Below are 15420 nucleotides of genomic sequence, written 5' to 3'. Positions count from 1 at the left end.
GCCTCCAAACCACCAGACCCCCCGATCGACTTCGCCCACCACGCTAAGCGCCCTGGTCATGGCGGGCGACTGGAGAGAGAACGGGGCCGTTCTCCATGCCTGGAGAACGGCCCCGTCGGGTGCCGGGTTCGGCGGCGTGCGCCGAGGCTCTGCGGTGGATCGTCAGCGGCTGTGCTCGTCCACGGCGGCCGGTCGGTCGTCGGGCTTCTCGTCCGGCTTCTTCTCGTCCGCCTGCGCGACCGGCGCGGCCTGCGCGACCTGTCCGGCCTGGGCGACCTCCGCGACCTGTGCGGCCTCCGCGCCCTGCTCGGCCGCACGCGGCTCGGGAACCACGCCCACGGGCACCGCCGGGCGCTGCGGGAACAGCCGCTGTGCGAGGGGCTGGACGAACCGCGCGGTCAGCGGGCCCACGATCACCAGGATCAGCACGTACGCGGTGGCCAGCGGGCCGAGCCGCGGCTCGATGCCGGACGTCACGGCGAGGCCCGCGATCACGATGGAGAACTCGCCGCGCGCCACCAGCGCGCCACCGGCCCGCCAGCGTCCCTTGACGGAGATCCCGGCGCGGCGCGCCGCCCAGTACCCCGTAGCGATCTTCGTGCAGGCCGTGACCACGGCGAGCAGCAGCGCGGGCAGCAGCACCGGCGGAATGCTCGCCGGGTCGGTGTGCAGACCGAAGAAGACGAAGAACACGGCCGCGAACAGGTCCCGCAGCGGGGACAGCAGCGTGTGCGTGTTCTCGGCGACCTCACCGGACAGCGCGATGCCCACGAGGAACGCGCCCACGGCCGCAGACACCTGGAGCTGCTGCGCGAGGCCGGCGACCAGGATGGTCAGGCCGAGCACCACGAGGAGCAGCTTCTCCGGGTCGTCGCTCGACACGAACTTCGAGATGTGCCGCCCGAACCGCACGGCGATGAACAGCACCAGACCCGCGGCGCCGAGCGCGATGGCGAGCGTGAGCCCGCCGGCCGCCCAGCCGACCCCGGCGAGCAGCGCCGTGATGATGGGCAGATACACGGCCATCGCCAGGTCCTCGAGCACCAGGATGCTGAGGATCACCGGCGTCTCGCGGTTGCCGAGTCGGCCCAGGTCCCCGAGCACCTTGGCGATCACGCCCGAGGACGAGATCCAGGTGACACCGGCGAGCACCACGGCGGCCACCGGGCCCCACCCCATGAGCAGCGCGGCGGCGGCACCGGGCAGCGCGTTGAACGTCATGTCGACTAGGCCGGCCGGATATTGCGTCTTGAGATTGGTGACGAGATCGCTGGCCGTGTACTCGAGGCCCAGCATCAACAGCAGCAGGATCACGCCTATTTCGGAGCCGATGGCCACGAATTCCTCGCTGGCGCCGAGCGGCAGCAGACCGCCCTCGCCGAACGCGAGCCCTGCCAGCAGATACAGCGGGATCGGTGAGAACCGCAGGCGTCCCGCGAGCCGCCCGAGCAGCCCGAGCGCCAGCGTGATGGCACCGAATTCGATCAGAAAGAGAGCACTGTGCATACGGTCACTCCCGCCCCAGAATCGCGGCCGCCGCGTCGACGCCCTCGCGGGTACCGATGACGATGACCGTGTCGCCGCCCGCGAGCCGGAAGTCCGGCGTCGGCGACGGAATCGCGTCGGCGCGGCGCAGTACGGCCACGATCGACGCGCCGGTATCGGTGCGCATCTTCGTCTCGCCCAGCAGCCGCCCGTTCCAGATCGAGGTGCCGGGCACCTCGATGCGTTCGGCGACAAGACCCAGGTCGGTGGTGTGCAACAGGTTCGGGCTGTGGTGCGAAGGCGTCAACGCGTCGATGAGATACGCCGCTTCCCCCGACGTCAGCTTCAGCGACAGGTCGCAGGCGTCCGGGTCGTCCGCCCGGTACGCGCTGAGGGTGCGCCCCCCGTCCCGATGGGCGACTACCGAGAGCTGACGCTGCTCGCGGGTCGTGAGGTCATAGCGGTAGCCGATCCCCGGCAATGGTGTCCTGCTCAGGCGTGAAGCGGGCACGTCTCTCCCCTTGTCCGTGCGTGGCCGCTGTCCCGGCGGCCAATAGGTGGCAGATGCAACTTTAGATGGATGTCCGTCACCCTATACGCGCCAAGCTTTGGCAAAAAAACGGTCAGGCATGGAAAAGGCCATATGAGGCCGTACCTCGAAGCGGTCGTCTGTCGACACGCTCAGGCGTCGAGCGACGGATGAGCGGCGAGCACCGCCCCCACCGTGTCCGCCTCTCCGGCCGACTTGTCCTCCCGATACCGCATCACGCGCGCGAAGCGGAGCGTCACGCCCGCCGGGTAGCGCGTCGAACGCTGCAACCCGTCGTAGGCGATCTCGACGACCAACTCGGGCCGCACGGTCACGACATGACCGTCGTCACTGACGGCCGACGCGAGCAGCCGCTCCGTCTGCCAGGTCAGCAATGCGTCGGTGAGCCCCTTGAACGTCTTGCCGAGCATCGCGTACGTACCGTCGGGGCGGCGCGCGCCCAGGTGCAGATTGGACAGCTTGCCGGTGCGCCGCCCGTGCCCCCACTCGGCGGCGAGCACGACCAGGTCCAGCGTGTGCACGGGCTTGACCTTCACCCAGGACGCGCCGCGGCGGCCCGCGCTGTACGGGGCCTCGAGCCCCTTGAGCACGACACCTTCATGGCCACGCGCGAGGGTGTCGGCGAAGAACGCCTCGGCGATGCCCCGCTGTACGGCGTTGTCCGCGCCCTCTCCCTCTTCGACCACGACGCGCCGTACCCGCATCGGCTCCGGCACGAGCCGTGCCAGCTGTTCGTGCCGCCCGGCGAACGGCAGATCCAGCAGATCCCGCCCGTCGACGTACAGCACATCGAAGAACACGGGGGAGACCGGCAGTGCCTCCGCGGCCCGCGCGACGTCGACCCGCGACCCGACCCGCCCCGCGACATCCTGGAACGCCCGCGGCCGCCCGTCCGCACCGAGCGCGATGACCTCCCCGTCGAGAATGAACCGCTCACCGGCGAACTCCCGTACGGCGTCGGTCACTTCGGGGAGCCGGTCGGTGATGTCGTCGAGCGTCCGCGTGTAGATGTGCACGGCATCGCCGTCCCGGTGAACCTGCACGCGGATGCCGTCGAGCTTCTCCTCGACGGCGCAGGTGCCCAACTTGTCGAGAGCCTCGCCGACGCCACCCGCGCTGTGCGCGAGCATCGGCAGGACGGGCCGGCCGACGGTGAGCCGGAACTCGTCGAGCGTCTCGGTGCCGCGCGCGAGGAGCGCCTGCGCGACGTCCTGCAGCCCACCCGCCAGCATCACGGCACGTCGTACGTCGGCGGGGGCGGCGCCCGTCGCCTGCGCAAGCCCCTCGGTCGCGACGGCGTCCAGGGCGCCCTGCCGCACCTCACCGGTCACGAGCCCGAACAGAAACCGCTGCTCGCCCTCGGTGGCGGCCCCCATCAGCTCCCCGACGAGACGCTTCCGCTCGGCCTGGGACCCGGCGCCGGACACATCCCCGAGCTCGGTCATCAGCGCGTCGACGTCCTGCACGCTCAGCCGCGGCTCCGGCGCCGCCTCGACCCGCTCGCTCAGCACCCGCCACCCGACCCCGAGTCGCCCCTGGGGCAGCCGCCCCGCCAGATACGGGATGACGATCGGCACGTCGTCCGGATCGGCATCCCGGAACAACTCGGCGAGCAACGCGATCTTCCGCGACCGCGCGGAGGCGGCGGCGACGTCCTGGGACACCTGAGCGAGCCGGGCGAACAGCATGTAGCCATGGTGCTACGGGGGGAGTGGAGGCGCAGCGGGGCGGGCGCGGGGCGCAGGGACGCACCCAGCACTCACCCCCTGCCCCGGTCCTCAGCTCTGCGCCGAGAGCTCCCGCTCGATGGCCGCCACGACCTCCGGCGCGTCCGGCGTCGTCTGGGGCGAGAAGCGCGCGACGACGTCGCCGGAGCGCCCCACCAGGAACTTCTCGAAGTTCCAACGGATGTCGCCGGTGTGCCCCTCCGCGTCCGCCGTGTCGACGAGGTTCGCGTACAGCGCGTGTCGCTCCTCGCCGTTGACGTCGACCTTCTCGGTCATGGGGAACGTGACGCCATACGTGGCCGAGCAGAACTCGGAGATCTCGTCGGCGGTACCGGGCTCCTGCCCCATGAACTGGTTGCAGGGCACGCCGAGAACCGTGAACCCACGGTCCGCGTACTGCTTCTGGAGCTCCTCCAGGGCGGTGTACTGCGGCGTGAGTCCGCACTTCGAGGCAACGTTGACGATCAGGACGGCCTTGCCCTGGTACTGGGGCAGGTCGGCGGCGCCGCCCTGAAGGTTGTCGATCTGTACTGCGTCGTAAATGGTCATGCTGCGGAGCCTACGCCGGGGCTGTGACAACGCCGTGACCGCGCCCCACGGACGTAGGATCGCGGTCAGGATTCGTTCGGCGGAGTGGAGTTGACCGGCCGTGATGCCCCCGTTCTGCGAGATCTGCCACGCGACCGCCAAGGACGACGACTCCGAGACTTTTACGCTCGTGTACTTCCGCGCGATAGCGCCACCGCTCGAACACGAAGGGTATCCCGAGAACGCTCTATGGTTCTGCAAGGACCACGTCCGGCACACCGAGGGCAAGACCCACTTGAGCGCCATCCTGGCCATGGTCCACATCCGCGCGGCGGTCCGACGCAACGCCCCGAACCCCTGGCCGCTCCCGGGCATGCCCTGAGGTCCACAGCCTGAGGCCCAGAGGGCGACATGCTGTGACTGAGCGCTTCAGACGGCGGCGAGGAAGCCGCGGACCGCGGCCGCGAAGCCGGCCGGGTCGTTGGCGTATACGAAGTGGTCGGTCTCCAGCTCGACGAGGTGGGTGCCGGGGCGTCGGGCGACCATCTGCTCTGCCTGCTCCGCCGGCACCACGCCGCCCTTGGTGCCACGCACCAGCAGCGCCGGGCAGATGGAGCCGGTCCAGTCGGCCCAGTGGTCGCCGTGCACCTGGTCCTCGGAGTCGTAGATGTCCTGAGGGTGGAAGTGCAGGCCCCAGGTGCCGTCCGGCCGCTCGCGGACGGCCGACTCGAAGTGCGGCGCGAACGGGCCGAGTTGCGCGACGAACGCCTCCCGGTCGGGGGCGCTGCCCTCCGGCAGGTTCAGGACGAACGCCAGCGGATTGCTGCCGTCCAGGCCGAGTTCGGCGCATCCCTCGACATTGATCAGCGCGGTGACGCGCTCGGGGTGGCGGGCTGCGAACTGGTAGGCGTTGATCGCGCCGAGCGAGTGGCCGAGGAGGGCAGCCCGGTCCAGACCCAGGTGATCCATGAGGGCTTTCAGGTCGGCGAGGTAGCCCTCGCGGCTGTAGTCGGCCGCCCGGTCGGACTCGCCGTGGCCGCGCTGATCGGGGGCTATGACCCGCCACTCCGGGGCGAGATGAGCGGCGAGCCCGGCGTACGACAGGCCCTCGGACATGTGCCCGTGCAGGGCCAGCAGCGGGCGGCCGGGGCCGCCGAAGTCCACGTAGGAAAGGGTGCGGCCGTCGACGGTGAGCGCGGAGCGCTTGGTGATGTCGGTGTTCATGACGTCACCGTAGAGCAGATCTATACGTGCGTACAAGACGCTTGTTTAAGACGCACGTATAAATCTCGGTCGGCCGGCCGCGCACGCGCACCGCGCGTCTCGCGTGTCAGCTTGCGCTGAAAATCGAACACGCGATCTAATCTGTCTCATGCGGAACACGATCACTGAGGACCTCGTGCAGACACAGCGGGAGTGGGACGCGACCTACCGGCAGCTTGCCGATCGGCCCGGTCGAACCGCTCTGCGGCGGCGTCTGCTGTATCTGTCCCGGGTGCTGGCGGGCGAGAAACTCACTCCGGCGCAGAAGGCGGAGCTGCGCCGGCGGGCGCGGGGTCGGGCGTGATGCCGCGCCCGACCGGCGGGGCGAAGGCTGTGGCGGATCGGTGGGCGTATGGCGACTGAGATAGTCGTGCACCGTCCGTCGCCGTCGGGCAGAGGGCGGCGGGTCACGGTCGGCGGTGTGGACTTCGGTCTGGCCCGTGACGACCACGACCTGGTCGAATTCCTGCGCCGGGCCGGGCTCGATGAAGCCGATCGGCTGGTGTCCGGGGACTCGCCGATCATCCAGTGGCGCGGAGGACGCGCGCACGAGTACGAGGCAGCCGGGGGATAACCCCACCCCGATCCGGATGGCCGCCCCAGTGCGCGGCGCGTCCTGCGCGGGCATCGTGGTGAACTTGACCGGTCGCCTCTTGCCTCTTGGGCGTCGGTCCAGTCGGCTGTGAAACCGCACTTCGCGCCCCTTAGGGGTAGCTCCCAGAGGTTTCCCCAAGATACGTCAACTCCTCTCGTTTTCTTAACTTTTGTTCCGTTATCTGTAGGTATGCCCGACTACTTGATTTACGGCCTGCTTGTTTTGTGCGTCATGCCGCCGCTGGTGCCCAATTCATGGCTGCTCGTCAGTGCGGGGGCCATGGCGGCCGACGGTCGTCTCCCACTCGCCCTTGTGCTGCTGGTGGTGTCGGGCGCCGCCATCATCGGGGACCTGCTGGTGTATCGGTCGACGCGGCGGTTCGGTGGGCCGGTGCTGCGGCGACTTCGACGCAAGCGGCGACGTGCTGCGCTGCTCGATTGGGCTTCTGTGCGGGTGCGTCGGCACGGGATCCCGTTCATCATCGGCATCCGGTTCCTGCCCACCGGGCGGTTCGTCGGCGCGGTGGCGGCCGGGCTCGTCGACTTTCGGTTGGGCCGGTTCCTTGTGGCCTCGGGCGTCGCCGAGGCGGTCTGGGCCTCGTACTCGATAGGTGTGGGCCTGCTGGGCGGGATCGCCGCCGGCGGTCCGTTCACCGGCGCGCTGCTCGGGATGGCCATCTCGGGCGCCGTCGCGGCCCTGACCGGAGGCGCGCAGTGGCTCGCGGTGCGGCGGAGGCGGCGGGCGGCGGCCGCCCGTGCGGACGCCTGGGCGTGCCGCCCCGAGCCGACGGTGTGACGCCGTCACATGTCGCGCAAGAGCTCCGCGAGCGCCTGGTGGAAGGCCTCCGGGTGTTCCATGTTCGGGTAGTGGGCGGCGTCGGGGATCGAGACCGCCCGGCCGTCGACGACGCTGCTCGTCAGGCGCTCCGCCATGCCGATGTGGTCGGGGGAGTCGAGCGCGCCGTTGATGGCGCGGACCGGCACCGTGATCTCGGCGGCGCGGGGCCAGGTGCCCTTGAGCGGGACGCTCCAGTCGGGTTCTTCCGCGGTGTGTTTCGACATCGTGCCCCACGTCATCGCCCGCAGTCGGTCGACGACTTGGGGGTCCAGGTCGTCCAGGGTGCGGTGCGGGCCCGACGCGAAAGTGGTGAACGCCTCCACCGCCGCGGTCGCGTCGCCCGCGGCCATCGCCGACTGCCAGGTGGTCCAGATCCCGGTCGTCCAGGGGTCCGTGAAGTACGGCTCGCTGGTGCCGGCGCCGCTGGTCACCACGCCGCTGACCAGTTCCGGGTGCTCCAGCGCGGTGTCGATCGCAATGCTGGCGCCCATCGAGACGCCCACCAGGACGGCAGGGCCGGTGTCCAAGTGGCGCAGCAGCGCGGCGAGGTCGTCCGTGTGCCGGAACGGCCCCGTGGCGTTGGGGGAGCGGCCGTGACCGCGGGAGTCGGGTGCGATGACGCGGTGGTCCGATGCCAGCTGCGGGATCTGGTCGTCCCACATGTGGTGGTCGAGGAATCCGCCGTGCAGCAGAACCAAGGGGCGGCCGGTGCCTTTGTCGATCCAGAAGAGGTCGGACATGACAACCAGGTTGTCACCTTCACCGTTCACTGACAAGCCGAATGACAACCCAGGTGTCATGATGGTGGGGTGAGTGAGAAGACGGGGCGCGGTTCCGTGTCCGCAGATGTGGCAGACCGGCTCTCCGAGGTGTTCGACCTCGTCGGGCCGCTGTACCGGCGCGCGTACGTGAGGGTCGAGCGGGACATCGCCGCCGAAGGGCTGTCCGTGGGCGTGCGGGCCGTGCTCAGCATGCTGCACGGGCGAGGCCCCATGACGGTCCCTCAGATGGGGCGGTTCCAGGCGCTCAGCCGTCAGTTCGTGCAACGCATGGTGAACGACGCCGCCGGGCGGGGACTCGTCGAGATCGCACCCAACCCCGCCCACAAGAGATCCTCCCTGATCCGGCTGACCGAGGAGGGGCGCACCGTCATCGGCGCCGTGCTCGACCGCGAGCGCGAAACCCTGCGCGGGGTCGACGGCGATCTCACGGAGGACGACATCGACACCTGCCTGCGCGTCCTCTCCGGCCTCCTCGCCGTCATGGACGACTGAGCCGGCCCCCGCTGTCATGGTCAACTGAGCCGCCCCTCCCGCCGTCATGGGCGACTGAGTCGCCCCCGCGCCACCAGCTCCACCGTCGTGGCCACCGCGATCGCCTGTACGGCCATCAGCGCCACCAGGACGAAGAGTTGCACCGCCCCGGCGGTCACCGGTGACGCCCCGCCCAGGAGCATGCCGACGAACGCGCCGGGGAGCGTGACCAGGCCCACCGTCCGGGTCTGGTCGAGGCCGGGGAGGAGGGCGTCGGAGGCGGTCGGGCGGACGATTTCGAGGCGGGCCTCGTGGGGGAGCAGGCCGAGGGCCAGGCACGCCTCCACCTCGCCGTTGCGCGCCGTCAGCTCGTCGAGGGCGCGGCGCCCCGCCAGCACGGTCGCCGTGAGCGCGCCGCCGATGAGGATGCCGGTCACCGGGATCACGGCGATGCCGCGGAGCGGGAGGAGGCCGCAGACGATGAGCGCCGCCACGAGCGGGGTCACCGGTGCCACGATCGGCAGGGCCGCCCAGATCCAGGTCCGGTTCGAGGTGAGGCGACGGCCCGCCGTGCGCGCGGCCACCGCCAGCATGAGCAGCAGGAAGGCCAGCAGCGCCGCTCCGTGGCGCACCACCCAGCCGATCAGGAGCGACACCACGGCCAGTTGGACCGTCGCCCGGACCCCGGCGATCGCGATGTCGCGGGCCCGGCGGCGCGACCCGTCCGGGGAGAGGCGGTACACCGCCGCGACCGCTGCCGCGATCACGAGGAGAACGACGAGCACCGCCGCGAGAGTTCCGTTGACGGGGAGGAGGGTGGCCGCTGCCTGGGTTCGAACGCGCACGGGAACACAGTAGAGCGCCCCGACCTGGGCACCGGTGCTGTTCTCCGCTTGACCGGTGAGCGAGGATGGGCGGGTAACAAAGCGTGAAGTTACCGCGATTCAGAAAGAGGGCTGACCGTCATGGCACAGCAGGTGCAGGGCGTGATCGCGCGGGCCAAGGGTGCCCCCGTGGAGATCGCGACGATCACGGTGCCGGACCCGGGTCCGGGCGAGGCCGTCGTGAAGATCCAGGCGTGCGGGGTCTGCCACACCGATCTGCACTACCGGGAGGGCGGGATCAACGACGAATTCCCGTTCCTGCTCGGTCACGAGGCGGCGGGTGTCGTCGAGTCGGTGGGTGACGGGGTGAGCGAGGTCGCCCCCGGTGACTTCGTGATTCTCAACTGGCGTGCGGTGTGCGGGCAGTGTCGTGCCTGTCGGCGCGGGCGCGCCCAGTACTGCTTCAACACCCACAACGCGAAGCAGAAGATGACCCTGGCGGACGGCACCGAGCTGTCGCCCGCGCTGGGCATCGGGGCCTTCGCCGAGAAGACCCTCGTGGCCGCCGGTCAGTGCACCAAGGTGGACCCGGCCGCCTCACCGGCCGCCGCGGGCCTGCTGGGCTGCGGTGTGATGGCGGGGCTTGGCGCCGCGATCAACACGGGCAACGTGGGCCGTGGCGACTCCGTCGCCGTGATCGGCTGCGGTGGCGTGGGCAATGCCTCCGTCGTCGGCGCCCGGCTCGCCGGCGCCGCGAAGATCATCGCCGTCGACATCGACGACGCGAAGCTCGCCACCGCGCGTGAGCTGGGCGCCACCCACACCGTCAACTCCCGCTCCACGGACCCGATCGAGGCCGTGCGCCAGCTGACCGGCGGGTTCGGAGCCGACGTCGTCATCGAGGCCGTCGGCCGCCCGGAGACGTACGAGCAGGCCTTCTACGCGCGCGACCTGGCGGGCACGGTCGTCCTCGTCGGCGTGCCGACGCCGGAGATGAAGCTGGAGCTGCCGCTGCTCGACGTGTTCGGGCGCGGCGGCGCGCTCAAGTCCTCCTGGTACGGGGACTGCTTGCCCTCGCGGGACTTCCCGATGCTCATCGACCTGTATCTGCAGGGACGCCTCGACCTCGACGCGTTCGTGACCGAGACGATCGCGCTGGACGACGTGGAGAAGGCGTTCGAGCGGATGCACCACGGCGACGTGCTGCGTTCGGTGGTGGTGTTCTGATGACCGACACGACCGCTTCCGGCGCCCGTATCGAGCACCTCGTCACCTCGGGGACGTTCTCCCTCGACGGGGGCACGTGGGACGTCGACAACAATGTGTGGATCGTCGGGGACGACCGTGAGGCGATCGTCATCGACGCCGCCCACGACGCCGACGCCATCGCCGAGGCCGTCGGCGAGCGGCGGCTCGTCGCGATCGTGTGCACGCACGCCCACGACGACCACATCGACGCCGCGCCCGCGCTCGCCGCGCGCACCGGCGCGCCGATCCTGCTGCACCCGGCCGACACCGAACTGTGGAAGCGCACGCACCCGGACCGCGCGCCGGACGGGGAGCTGGCCGACGGGCAGCGGATCGCCGTCGCGGGCGTGGAGTTGACCGTGCTGCACACGCCGGGGCACTGCCACGGCGCGGTCAGCCTGTACGCTCCCGCGCTCGGCACCGTGTTCACCGGGGACACCCTCTTCCAGGGCGGTCCCGGCGCCACCGGGCGGACCTTCAGCGACTTCCCGACCATCGTGGAGTCGATCAAGGACAGGCTGCTCACGCTGCCGGCCGAGACCGTCGTACGCACCGGACACGGTGACGGCACGACGATCGGCGCGGAGGCGCCGAACCTCGACGAGTGGATCGCGCGCGGGCACTGATCCCAGGTCCCGGCCGGGGCGGCGTGACCGTCGCCCCGGCCGGGACGTGGTTCAGTTCGGCAGGGTATCGGCACCGCAGGTCAGCAGGGTGTCAGCACCGCCCGCACCGTCTTGCCGCCCCTCGGATCGGTCCGCACGCTCCAGCGGCGGGCGAGCGCCTGGACCAGGGCGATGCCCCGGCCCGACTCGGCGGTCCGCGACTCGGGCGCCACGCGGGGGACCCCCGGCGCGTCGTCGTGCACGGCCACGGTCAGCTCGCCCGCCTGCAGACGCAGGCTCATCCGGCAGCTGCTGCCCTGTGCCTCGGTGGCGTTGGCGACCAGCTCCGAGACCACCAGCTCGGCGTCCGTCACCCCCTCGCCCGTACGCCCGGCGAGAAACCTCCGGGTCATCCGCCGGGCCCAACGGGCGGCGCCGGATCCCTGCGGCATCAGGAATTCCACGCGCGCGGCACGCCGGTCGGCGTCCCTCGACGCACGCATGACGACCACTTCCTCTCGTGCTGGATTGTGCACGGGTCGTGCCTCGGTGACGGTCCCCCTTCCCGCCGTACCGCGGCGTCACCCTTGCTCCTGTGCACCGAGTGCCCCGCACCGGCCGGTTCAGGCCGTGTCAGCCGCTTTCCGTGGGGTGCGGGTGGGCCAGCGTGTCGAGGAACCGGTCGATGGCGGGCGAGGAGGCCCCATCGGCGCAGTGGGAGCGCTCCACCTGCGGTATCGGCAACTTGCCCAGATGCGGTGCACGGGATTCCAGGGCCCGCGTCAATTGGAGCCGCTCCAGGGCCCGTTCGGCGGCTGAGGAGCGTACGTACTCGACCAGGGTCACGCCCAGATGGTCCGCATGACTGCGTACCGCGGCGTACTCATCCGGCGTGAAGAGCTCCCGTAGGAGCGCAGTACTACCGTCCATGTCGGCATGATGCCGCCCTGCGTCGCGCCGCGTGGGCGGTTGGCATATTCACCCCCCGTTCGCGTGGAGTTGGCGTTGTTCGATGGCGCCCGCGGGGGAGGGCCGTACTCAGAAGCGGTCGGGGTCCGCGGCCGCCGATACGGACGGCGGGTGACACAGGAAGACGGAAGGAGGGTGGGGTGGACCGCCGTCGATCATCTCGGTTAAGTTAGGCAAGGCTTACCTAATGGAGGTTCGGGATGGGTGTCCGACAGATCGCTGCCGCCGTGCCCAGCACGGCGGCCCACGCACGCTCCGTGCTCACCGCCGCATGGACCTGCGGCGTCACCACCGATGTGGGGCAGGACGACCTCGTCGGCGCGCACCGCGTCGACGACGACGACGGCACGGTGCGCATCACGCCGCCGCCCGACAGCGTGCTGGCCGCCGCCGTGCTCTGCTCACCGCATGGACGGCCCACCACGCTCATGGAGTTCGCCGACGCGGCGCCCGTCCCCGTACGCGACCGGGTGCGCGCGCGAGTGTGGCTGTCGGGCGAGCTGATCCCGGACGGTGAGGAGTTGGTGCTGCGGCCCGAACGGGCGGTCCTGCAGACCCGCGCGGGGCGCACCGGCATCGACCTCGACGAACTCGCCGCCGCCGCGCCCGACCCGCTCGCGCTCGCCGAGCCCCGCCTGCTCACCCATCTCGCCGACGCCCACCCCGAGGCCGTCGAACAGCTCACCCGGCTCATCGCCCCCGACAGCCTGCACGGTGTCGTCCGGGTCCAGCCGCTCGCCGTCGACCGGCACGGCCTGACGCTGCGTCTGGAGCGGTTGCGCGGCCAGGCCGACGTGCGGCTCGCCTTCCACCGGCCCGCCGACGACCTGGGTTCGCTCACCGAGCGCATGCATCACCTGCTCGCCTCTGCCCAGACCGTCAGCCGCCGCCGGAGGTGACCTTCTCGCGGGCCCTCACCTGTTCGGGCAGGGACCGTTGCTCTGTCGGCCGCCGGAACGCCCAGTCCATCCGGGGCTCGACGACGTAACGGAACACCCGCCGCACCGGTTCCGTGCACAGCACGGTGATGAGTGCGACCGCCGCCGCCGTCACGGCCAGCTCGCCGAGCGGGCTGTGCAGCCACGGGTGGTCGTACCAGTCCCAGAACCGGGAGGACTTGATGACGAAGCCGTGCAGCAGATAGGCGTAGATCGTCCCCGTGCCCAGGGCCGTGAACCACAGCCTGCGGCCCGGCACCCACGCCAGGAAGCACGCGGTCAGCGCGAGTGCGAGCACGAAGAGGGCGGGTGTCGCGAACAGGCCCGCCCACCCGGGCACGCCCCGCCCCTGGACGGCGCCCCGGTGGAAGAACCAGCCCGCGTCGAACCATGGCGCCACCCAGTACGCGGCGACCAGGGCCGCGCCCGAGACCCCCAGTGCCACCCATCGCACGCCCCACGTCCGTAGCCGCGCGAAGTGCTCGGGCCGCAGCACCAGGCCCGCCACGAAGAACGGCAGGAACTGCAGCACCCGTTGGAGCGCCAGGTCGCCGCCCGCGCCCGGCCACATCGACACGGCCGTGCCCACGGCCAGCGACACGGCCACGGGGCGACGCAACTGCAGCCACAGCGGCGTCGACAGCCGCCAGACGAACAGGGCCACCAGGAACCACATCAGATACCAGGGGTCCAGCAGGCTGATCGGATATCCCGGATCGTCCTGCGCCCACCGGTAGAACAGCGTGTACGCCACCTCGAAGACGAGGTACGGCACGACGACCCCGGTCACCAGGCGCCGCAGGCGGTGCGGCGCCATGTCGAAACTGCGCGAAAAATAGCCCGACACCAGTGCGAACGCCGGCATGTGGAAGGCGTAGACCGCGAGGTATATCGCCGTCACCGCGCGGGAGCCGTAGGTCAGCGGCTCCCACGCGTGCCCGCAGGCCACGAGGACGATCGTCAGAAATTTGACGTTGTCGAAGTACGACTCGCGTGCCTGCCCTGCCATCGCGTTCGCTGCACCCTCCACCTCGGGACGGTCCGGGTCTCCTGCCCGTACCCCTCGCAGACCGTTCCATGAGTGAAGGTGTGACACAAGTGGCGTATGCGGCGTGGCGGGTCAGACCGCCGTGTATGCGCCATCCACGAGGTGGTAGCTGCCCGCGATGAACGAGGCACGGTCCGAGAGCAGGAACACGATCAGCTCGGCGACCTCCTCGGACGTGCCCAGGCGGCCCGCAGGGTGCAGCGAGACCAGACCGTCGTAGGCGGCCTTGTCCATCTCCTTGAGGAGCGGGGTCTCGATGAAACCCGGGCCTACCGCGTTGACGCGTATGCCCTGCGCGGCGTACTCGGCCGCGGCCGTCTTCGTCAGGCCGACCACGCCGTGCTTCGCGGCGACGTACGCGGGGGAGCCGGCGAAGCCGACCGAGCCGAGGATCGAGGCGACGTTCACGATGGCGCCGCCGTTGCCCGCGGCCTGCATCGCGGGGAGTTCGTAACGCATCGAGTAGAAGACGCCGTCGAGGTTCGTGCGCACCACGCGGTTGTACACGTCGATGTCGTACTCGCCCGTGGGCGCGCTCGCGCCGCCGATGCCGGCGTTGTTCACGGCCAGGTCGAGCCCGCCGAACGTGTCGACGGAGAACTGCACGGCCGCCTCGACGGAGGCCGGGTCGGTCACGTCGACGGCGACCGCGGCGGCCTTCAGGCCCTCCGCCTTCAGCGTCTCGGCGGCCTCCTGTGCGCCCTTCTCGTTGTAGTCCGCGATGACGACATTGGCGCCGCCGCGGCCCAGGCGGCGGGCGGTGGCCAGGCCGATGCCGGAGGCGGAGCCGGTGACGAGGGCGGTCTTCCCGGCGAACTCGGCGGCGTACTCGGTCACGTTGCCGGTGGTGGGGGTGGTGCTCATGGTGCGATTCACTTTCTGGTAGCGACGTCGGGGGCCGCCGCTTCGGCGGCCTCCTCGATGAGGGCGTCGTAGGCCCGCGCCACCAGATCGGTGAGGTCTTCGGCGTCCGTGCCCGCGCCGCGCGCCCAGGTGCGCAGCGCGGCGGTCAGCACTCCGGCGGCGGCCCCGACGACGACCTCGGGACGCGGGTCCCGGGCCGGGTCGGTGCCGAGCCGGTCGGCGATGATGCGTACGGACTCGTCCTGGGCGTCGACCCGGATGCGCTCGTACGCGGCGAACAGGGCGGGCTCCGCGTCCACGACGGCGTACAGCTCGCGCAGCCGCGGACGGTGGTGCCAGCCGGGTGTCTGCCGGTCGGTGAGATAGTCCGCGACCGCGCCCCGGTAGGCGAGCAGTGGTGGCTCGCCGGCGGGGCGGGCGCGCAGCGCCGCGTTGATCCCCGCACCGTCGGCACGGGTGAAGTCGAGGGCCGCGTCCTCCTTGCCGGCGAAGTGCCGGCTGAAGGTGCGGCGGGTGACGTCAGCGCGGTCGGCTATCGCCTCGACGGTCACGTCGCCGAGCCCGCGCTCGAGCACCAGCTCGACCGCGGCCTCCGCGAGCGCCTCGCGCGTCCGGCGGGCCTTGGCCTGCCGGCGGTCGCCGGCGGGCCCGGAGCTGGTGGCCTCGTTCGCGTTCATGTCTTCGAC

The 15420-nt window shown here is 70.9% G+C and carries 20 protein-coding genes; 8 read left to right on the top strand and 12 right to left on the bottom strand.

The window, feature by feature from the left end; all coding sequences use genetic code 11:
- Positions 1 to 162: 162 nt before the first annotated feature.
- The 4 genes from OHA73_RS01345 to OHA73_RS01330 all read right to left on the bottom strand — a co-directional run bounded on the left by OHA73_RS01345 (position 163) and on the right by OHA73_RS01330 (position 4311).
- Positions 163 to 1506: a cation:proton antiporter gene (locus OHA73_RS01345; RefSeq protein WP_327653852.1), complete on the bottom strand. Its 1344-nt coding sequence runs from the start codon at positions 1504 to 1506 to the stop codon at positions 163 to 165.
- Positions 1507 to 1510: 4 nt separating this feature from the next.
- Positions 1511 to 1996 carry a cation:proton antiporter regulatory subunit gene (locus tag OHA73_RS01340; protein WP_266718184.1) on the bottom strand — a complete coding sequence of 162 codons (486 nt, stop codon included), beginning with the start codon at positions 1994 to 1996 and terminating at the stop codon, positions 1511 to 1513.
- 170 nt (positions 1997 to 2166) lie between these two features.
- Positions 2167 to 3723, bottom strand: coding sequence for an ATP-dependent DNA ligase (locus tag OHA73_RS01335; protein WP_327653851.1), 1557 nt, complete (start codon positions 3721 to 3723; stop codon positions 2167 to 2169).
- 90 nt (positions 3724 to 3813) lie between these two features.
- Positions 3814 to 4311 carry a glutathione peroxidase gene (locus tag OHA73_RS01330; protein WP_266718188.1) on the bottom strand — a complete coding sequence of 166 codons (498 nt, stop codon included), beginning with the start codon at positions 4309 to 4311 and terminating at the stop codon, positions 3814 to 3816.
- A 103-nt stretch (positions 4312 to 4414) separates the two neighbouring features.
- Here OHA73_RS01330 and OHA73_RS01325 point away from each other — a divergent pair, with 103 nt between their 5' ends.
- The gene (locus OHA73_RS01325) at positions 4415 to 4672 is read left to right on the top strand and encodes a hypothetical protein (protein WP_327653850.1); all 258 of its coding nucleotides are present in this window, start codon (positions 4415 to 4417) and stop codon (positions 4670 to 4672) included.
- 47 nt (positions 4673 to 4719) lie between these two features.
- On the opposite strand, the gene OHA73_RS01320 is transcribed toward OHA73_RS01325, so the two are convergent.
- Positions 4720 to 5514 carry an alpha/beta fold hydrolase gene (locus tag OHA73_RS01320; RefSeq protein ID WP_327653849.1) on the bottom strand — a complete coding sequence of 265 codons (795 nt, stop codon included), beginning with the start codon at positions 5512 to 5514 and terminating at the stop codon, positions 4720 to 4722.
- Between the two features lie 148 nt (positions 5515 to 5662).
- Here OHA73_RS01320 and OHA73_RS01315 point away from each other — a divergent pair, with 148 nt between their 5' ends.
- The 3 genes from OHA73_RS01315 (at position 5663) to OHA73_RS01305 (ending at position 6943) form a co-directional block, all read left to right on the top strand.
- On the top strand, positions 5663 to 5857 hold the full coding sequence (locus OHA73_RS01315) for a hypothetical protein (RefSeq protein WP_266718192.1): 195 nt from the start codon (positions 5663 to 5665) through the stop codon (positions 5855 to 5857).
- A 48-nt stretch (positions 5858 to 5905) separates the two neighbouring features.
- Positions 5906 to 6127: a hypothetical protein gene (locus OHA73_RS01310; RefSeq protein WP_266718193.1), complete on the top strand. Its 222-nt coding sequence runs from the start codon at positions 5906 to 5908 to the stop codon at positions 6125 to 6127.
- Positions 6128 to 6337: 210 nt separating this feature from the next.
- Positions 6338 to 6943: a DedA family protein gene (locus OHA73_RS01305; RefSeq protein WP_327653848.1), complete on the top strand. Its 606-nt coding sequence runs from the start codon at positions 6338 to 6340 to the stop codon at positions 6941 to 6943.
- A gap of 5 nt (positions 6944 to 6948) precedes the next feature.
- Here the strand turns inward: OHA73_RS01305 and OHA73_RS01300 are convergent, their stop codons facing one another.
- Entirely contained in the window at positions 6949 to 7725 is a 777-nt protein-coding gene (locus OHA73_RS01300; RefSeq protein WP_327653847.1) for an alpha/beta fold hydrolase, read from the bottom strand.
- Between the two features lie 69 nt (positions 7726 to 7794).
- Here OHA73_RS01300 and OHA73_RS01295 point away from each other — a divergent pair, with 69 nt between their 5' ends.
- Positions 7795 to 8259, top strand: coding sequence for a MarR family winged helix-turn-helix transcriptional regulator (locus OHA73_RS01295; protein WP_327653846.1), 465 nt, complete (start codon positions 7795 to 7797; stop codon positions 8257 to 8259).
- A gap of 44 nt (positions 8260 to 8303) precedes the next feature.
- Here OHA73_RS01295 and OHA73_RS01290 read toward each other — a convergent pair whose 3' ends face one another.
- A complete protein-coding gene (locus OHA73_RS01290) occupies positions 8304 to 9083 on the bottom strand; it encodes an ABC transporter permease (protein ID WP_327653845.1) in 780 nt (259 codons plus the stop codon).
- Positions 9084 to 9203: 120 nt separating this feature from the next.
- Between OHA73_RS01290 and OHA73_RS01285 the strand changes: the two genes are divergently transcribed.
- Both OHA73_RS01285 and OHA73_RS01280 read left to right on the top strand, forming a co-directional pair.
- On the top strand, positions 9204 to 10289 hold the full coding sequence (locus OHA73_RS01285) for an S-(hydroxymethyl)mycothiol dehydrogenase (RefSeq protein ID WP_266718202.1): 1086 nt from the start codon (positions 9204 to 9206) through the stop codon (positions 10287 to 10289).
- Positions 10289 to 10936, top strand: coding sequence for an MBL fold metallo-hydrolase (locus tag OHA73_RS01280; RefSeq protein WP_327653844.1), 648 nt, complete (start codon positions 10289 to 10291; stop codon positions 10934 to 10936). The genes OHA73_RS01285 and OHA73_RS01280 overlap by 1 nt, the downstream gene beginning before the upstream one ends.
- Positions 10937 to 11016: 80 nt before the next feature.
- On the opposite strand, the gene OHA73_RS01275 is transcribed toward OHA73_RS01280, so the two are convergent.
- Together OHA73_RS01275 and OHA73_RS01270 are read right to left on the bottom strand one after the other, a co-directional pair.
- Entirely contained in the window at positions 11017 to 11418 is a 402-nt protein-coding gene (locus OHA73_RS01275) for an ATP-binding protein (protein WP_266718206.1), read from the bottom strand.
- Positions 11419 to 11548: 130 nt separating this feature from the next.
- Positions 11549 to 11845 carry a hypothetical protein gene (locus OHA73_RS01270; RefSeq protein WP_266718208.1) on the bottom strand — a complete coding sequence of 99 codons (297 nt, stop codon included), beginning with the start codon at positions 11843 to 11845 and terminating at the stop codon, positions 11549 to 11551.
- A gap of 239 nt (positions 11846 to 12084) precedes the next feature.
- On the opposite strand from OHA73_RS01270, the gene OHA73_RS01265 reads away from it, so the two are divergent.
- Positions 12085 to 12783 (top strand): DUF2470 domain-containing protein, encoded by a 699-nt coding sequence (locus tag OHA73_RS01265; RefSeq protein WP_327653843.1) that lies wholly within the window; start codon positions 12085 to 12087, stop codon positions 12781 to 12783.
- On the opposite strand, the gene OHA73_RS01260 is transcribed toward OHA73_RS01265, so the two are convergent.
- The 3 genes from OHA73_RS01260 to OHA73_RS01250 form a co-directional block, all read right to left on the bottom strand.
- The gene (locus OHA73_RS01260) at positions 12764 to 13831 is read right to left on the bottom strand and encodes an acyltransferase family protein (RefSeq protein WP_267072510.1); all 1068 of its coding nucleotides are present in this window, start codon (positions 13829 to 13831) and stop codon (positions 12764 to 12766) included. The two genes, OHA73_RS01265 and OHA73_RS01260, sit on opposite strands and share 20 nt — an antisense overlap.
- A 111-nt stretch (positions 13832 to 13942) precedes the next feature.
- Positions 13943 to 14734: an SDR family NAD(P)-dependent oxidoreductase gene (locus OHA73_RS01255; protein WP_267072511.1), complete on the bottom strand. Its 792-nt coding sequence runs from the start codon at positions 14732 to 14734 to the stop codon at positions 13943 to 13945.
- A gap of 8 nt (positions 14735 to 14742) precedes the next feature.
- Complete coding sequence (locus OHA73_RS01250; protein WP_267072512.1) at positions 14743 to 15411, bottom strand: TetR/AcrR family transcriptional regulator; 669 nt, start codon at positions 15409 to 15411, stop codon at positions 14743 to 14745.
- Positions 15412 to 15420 lie beyond the last annotated feature (9 nt).

It is taken from the genome of Streptomyces sp. NBC_00483 (assembly GCF_036013745.1).
In the GTDB taxonomy this organism is placed as follows: domain Bacteria; phylum Actinomycetota; class Actinomycetes; order Streptomycetales; family Streptomycetaceae; genus Streptomyces.
Note: the sequence above shows the minus strand (reverse complement) of the source record. Positions and strands in the feature narration are given on the sequence as shown.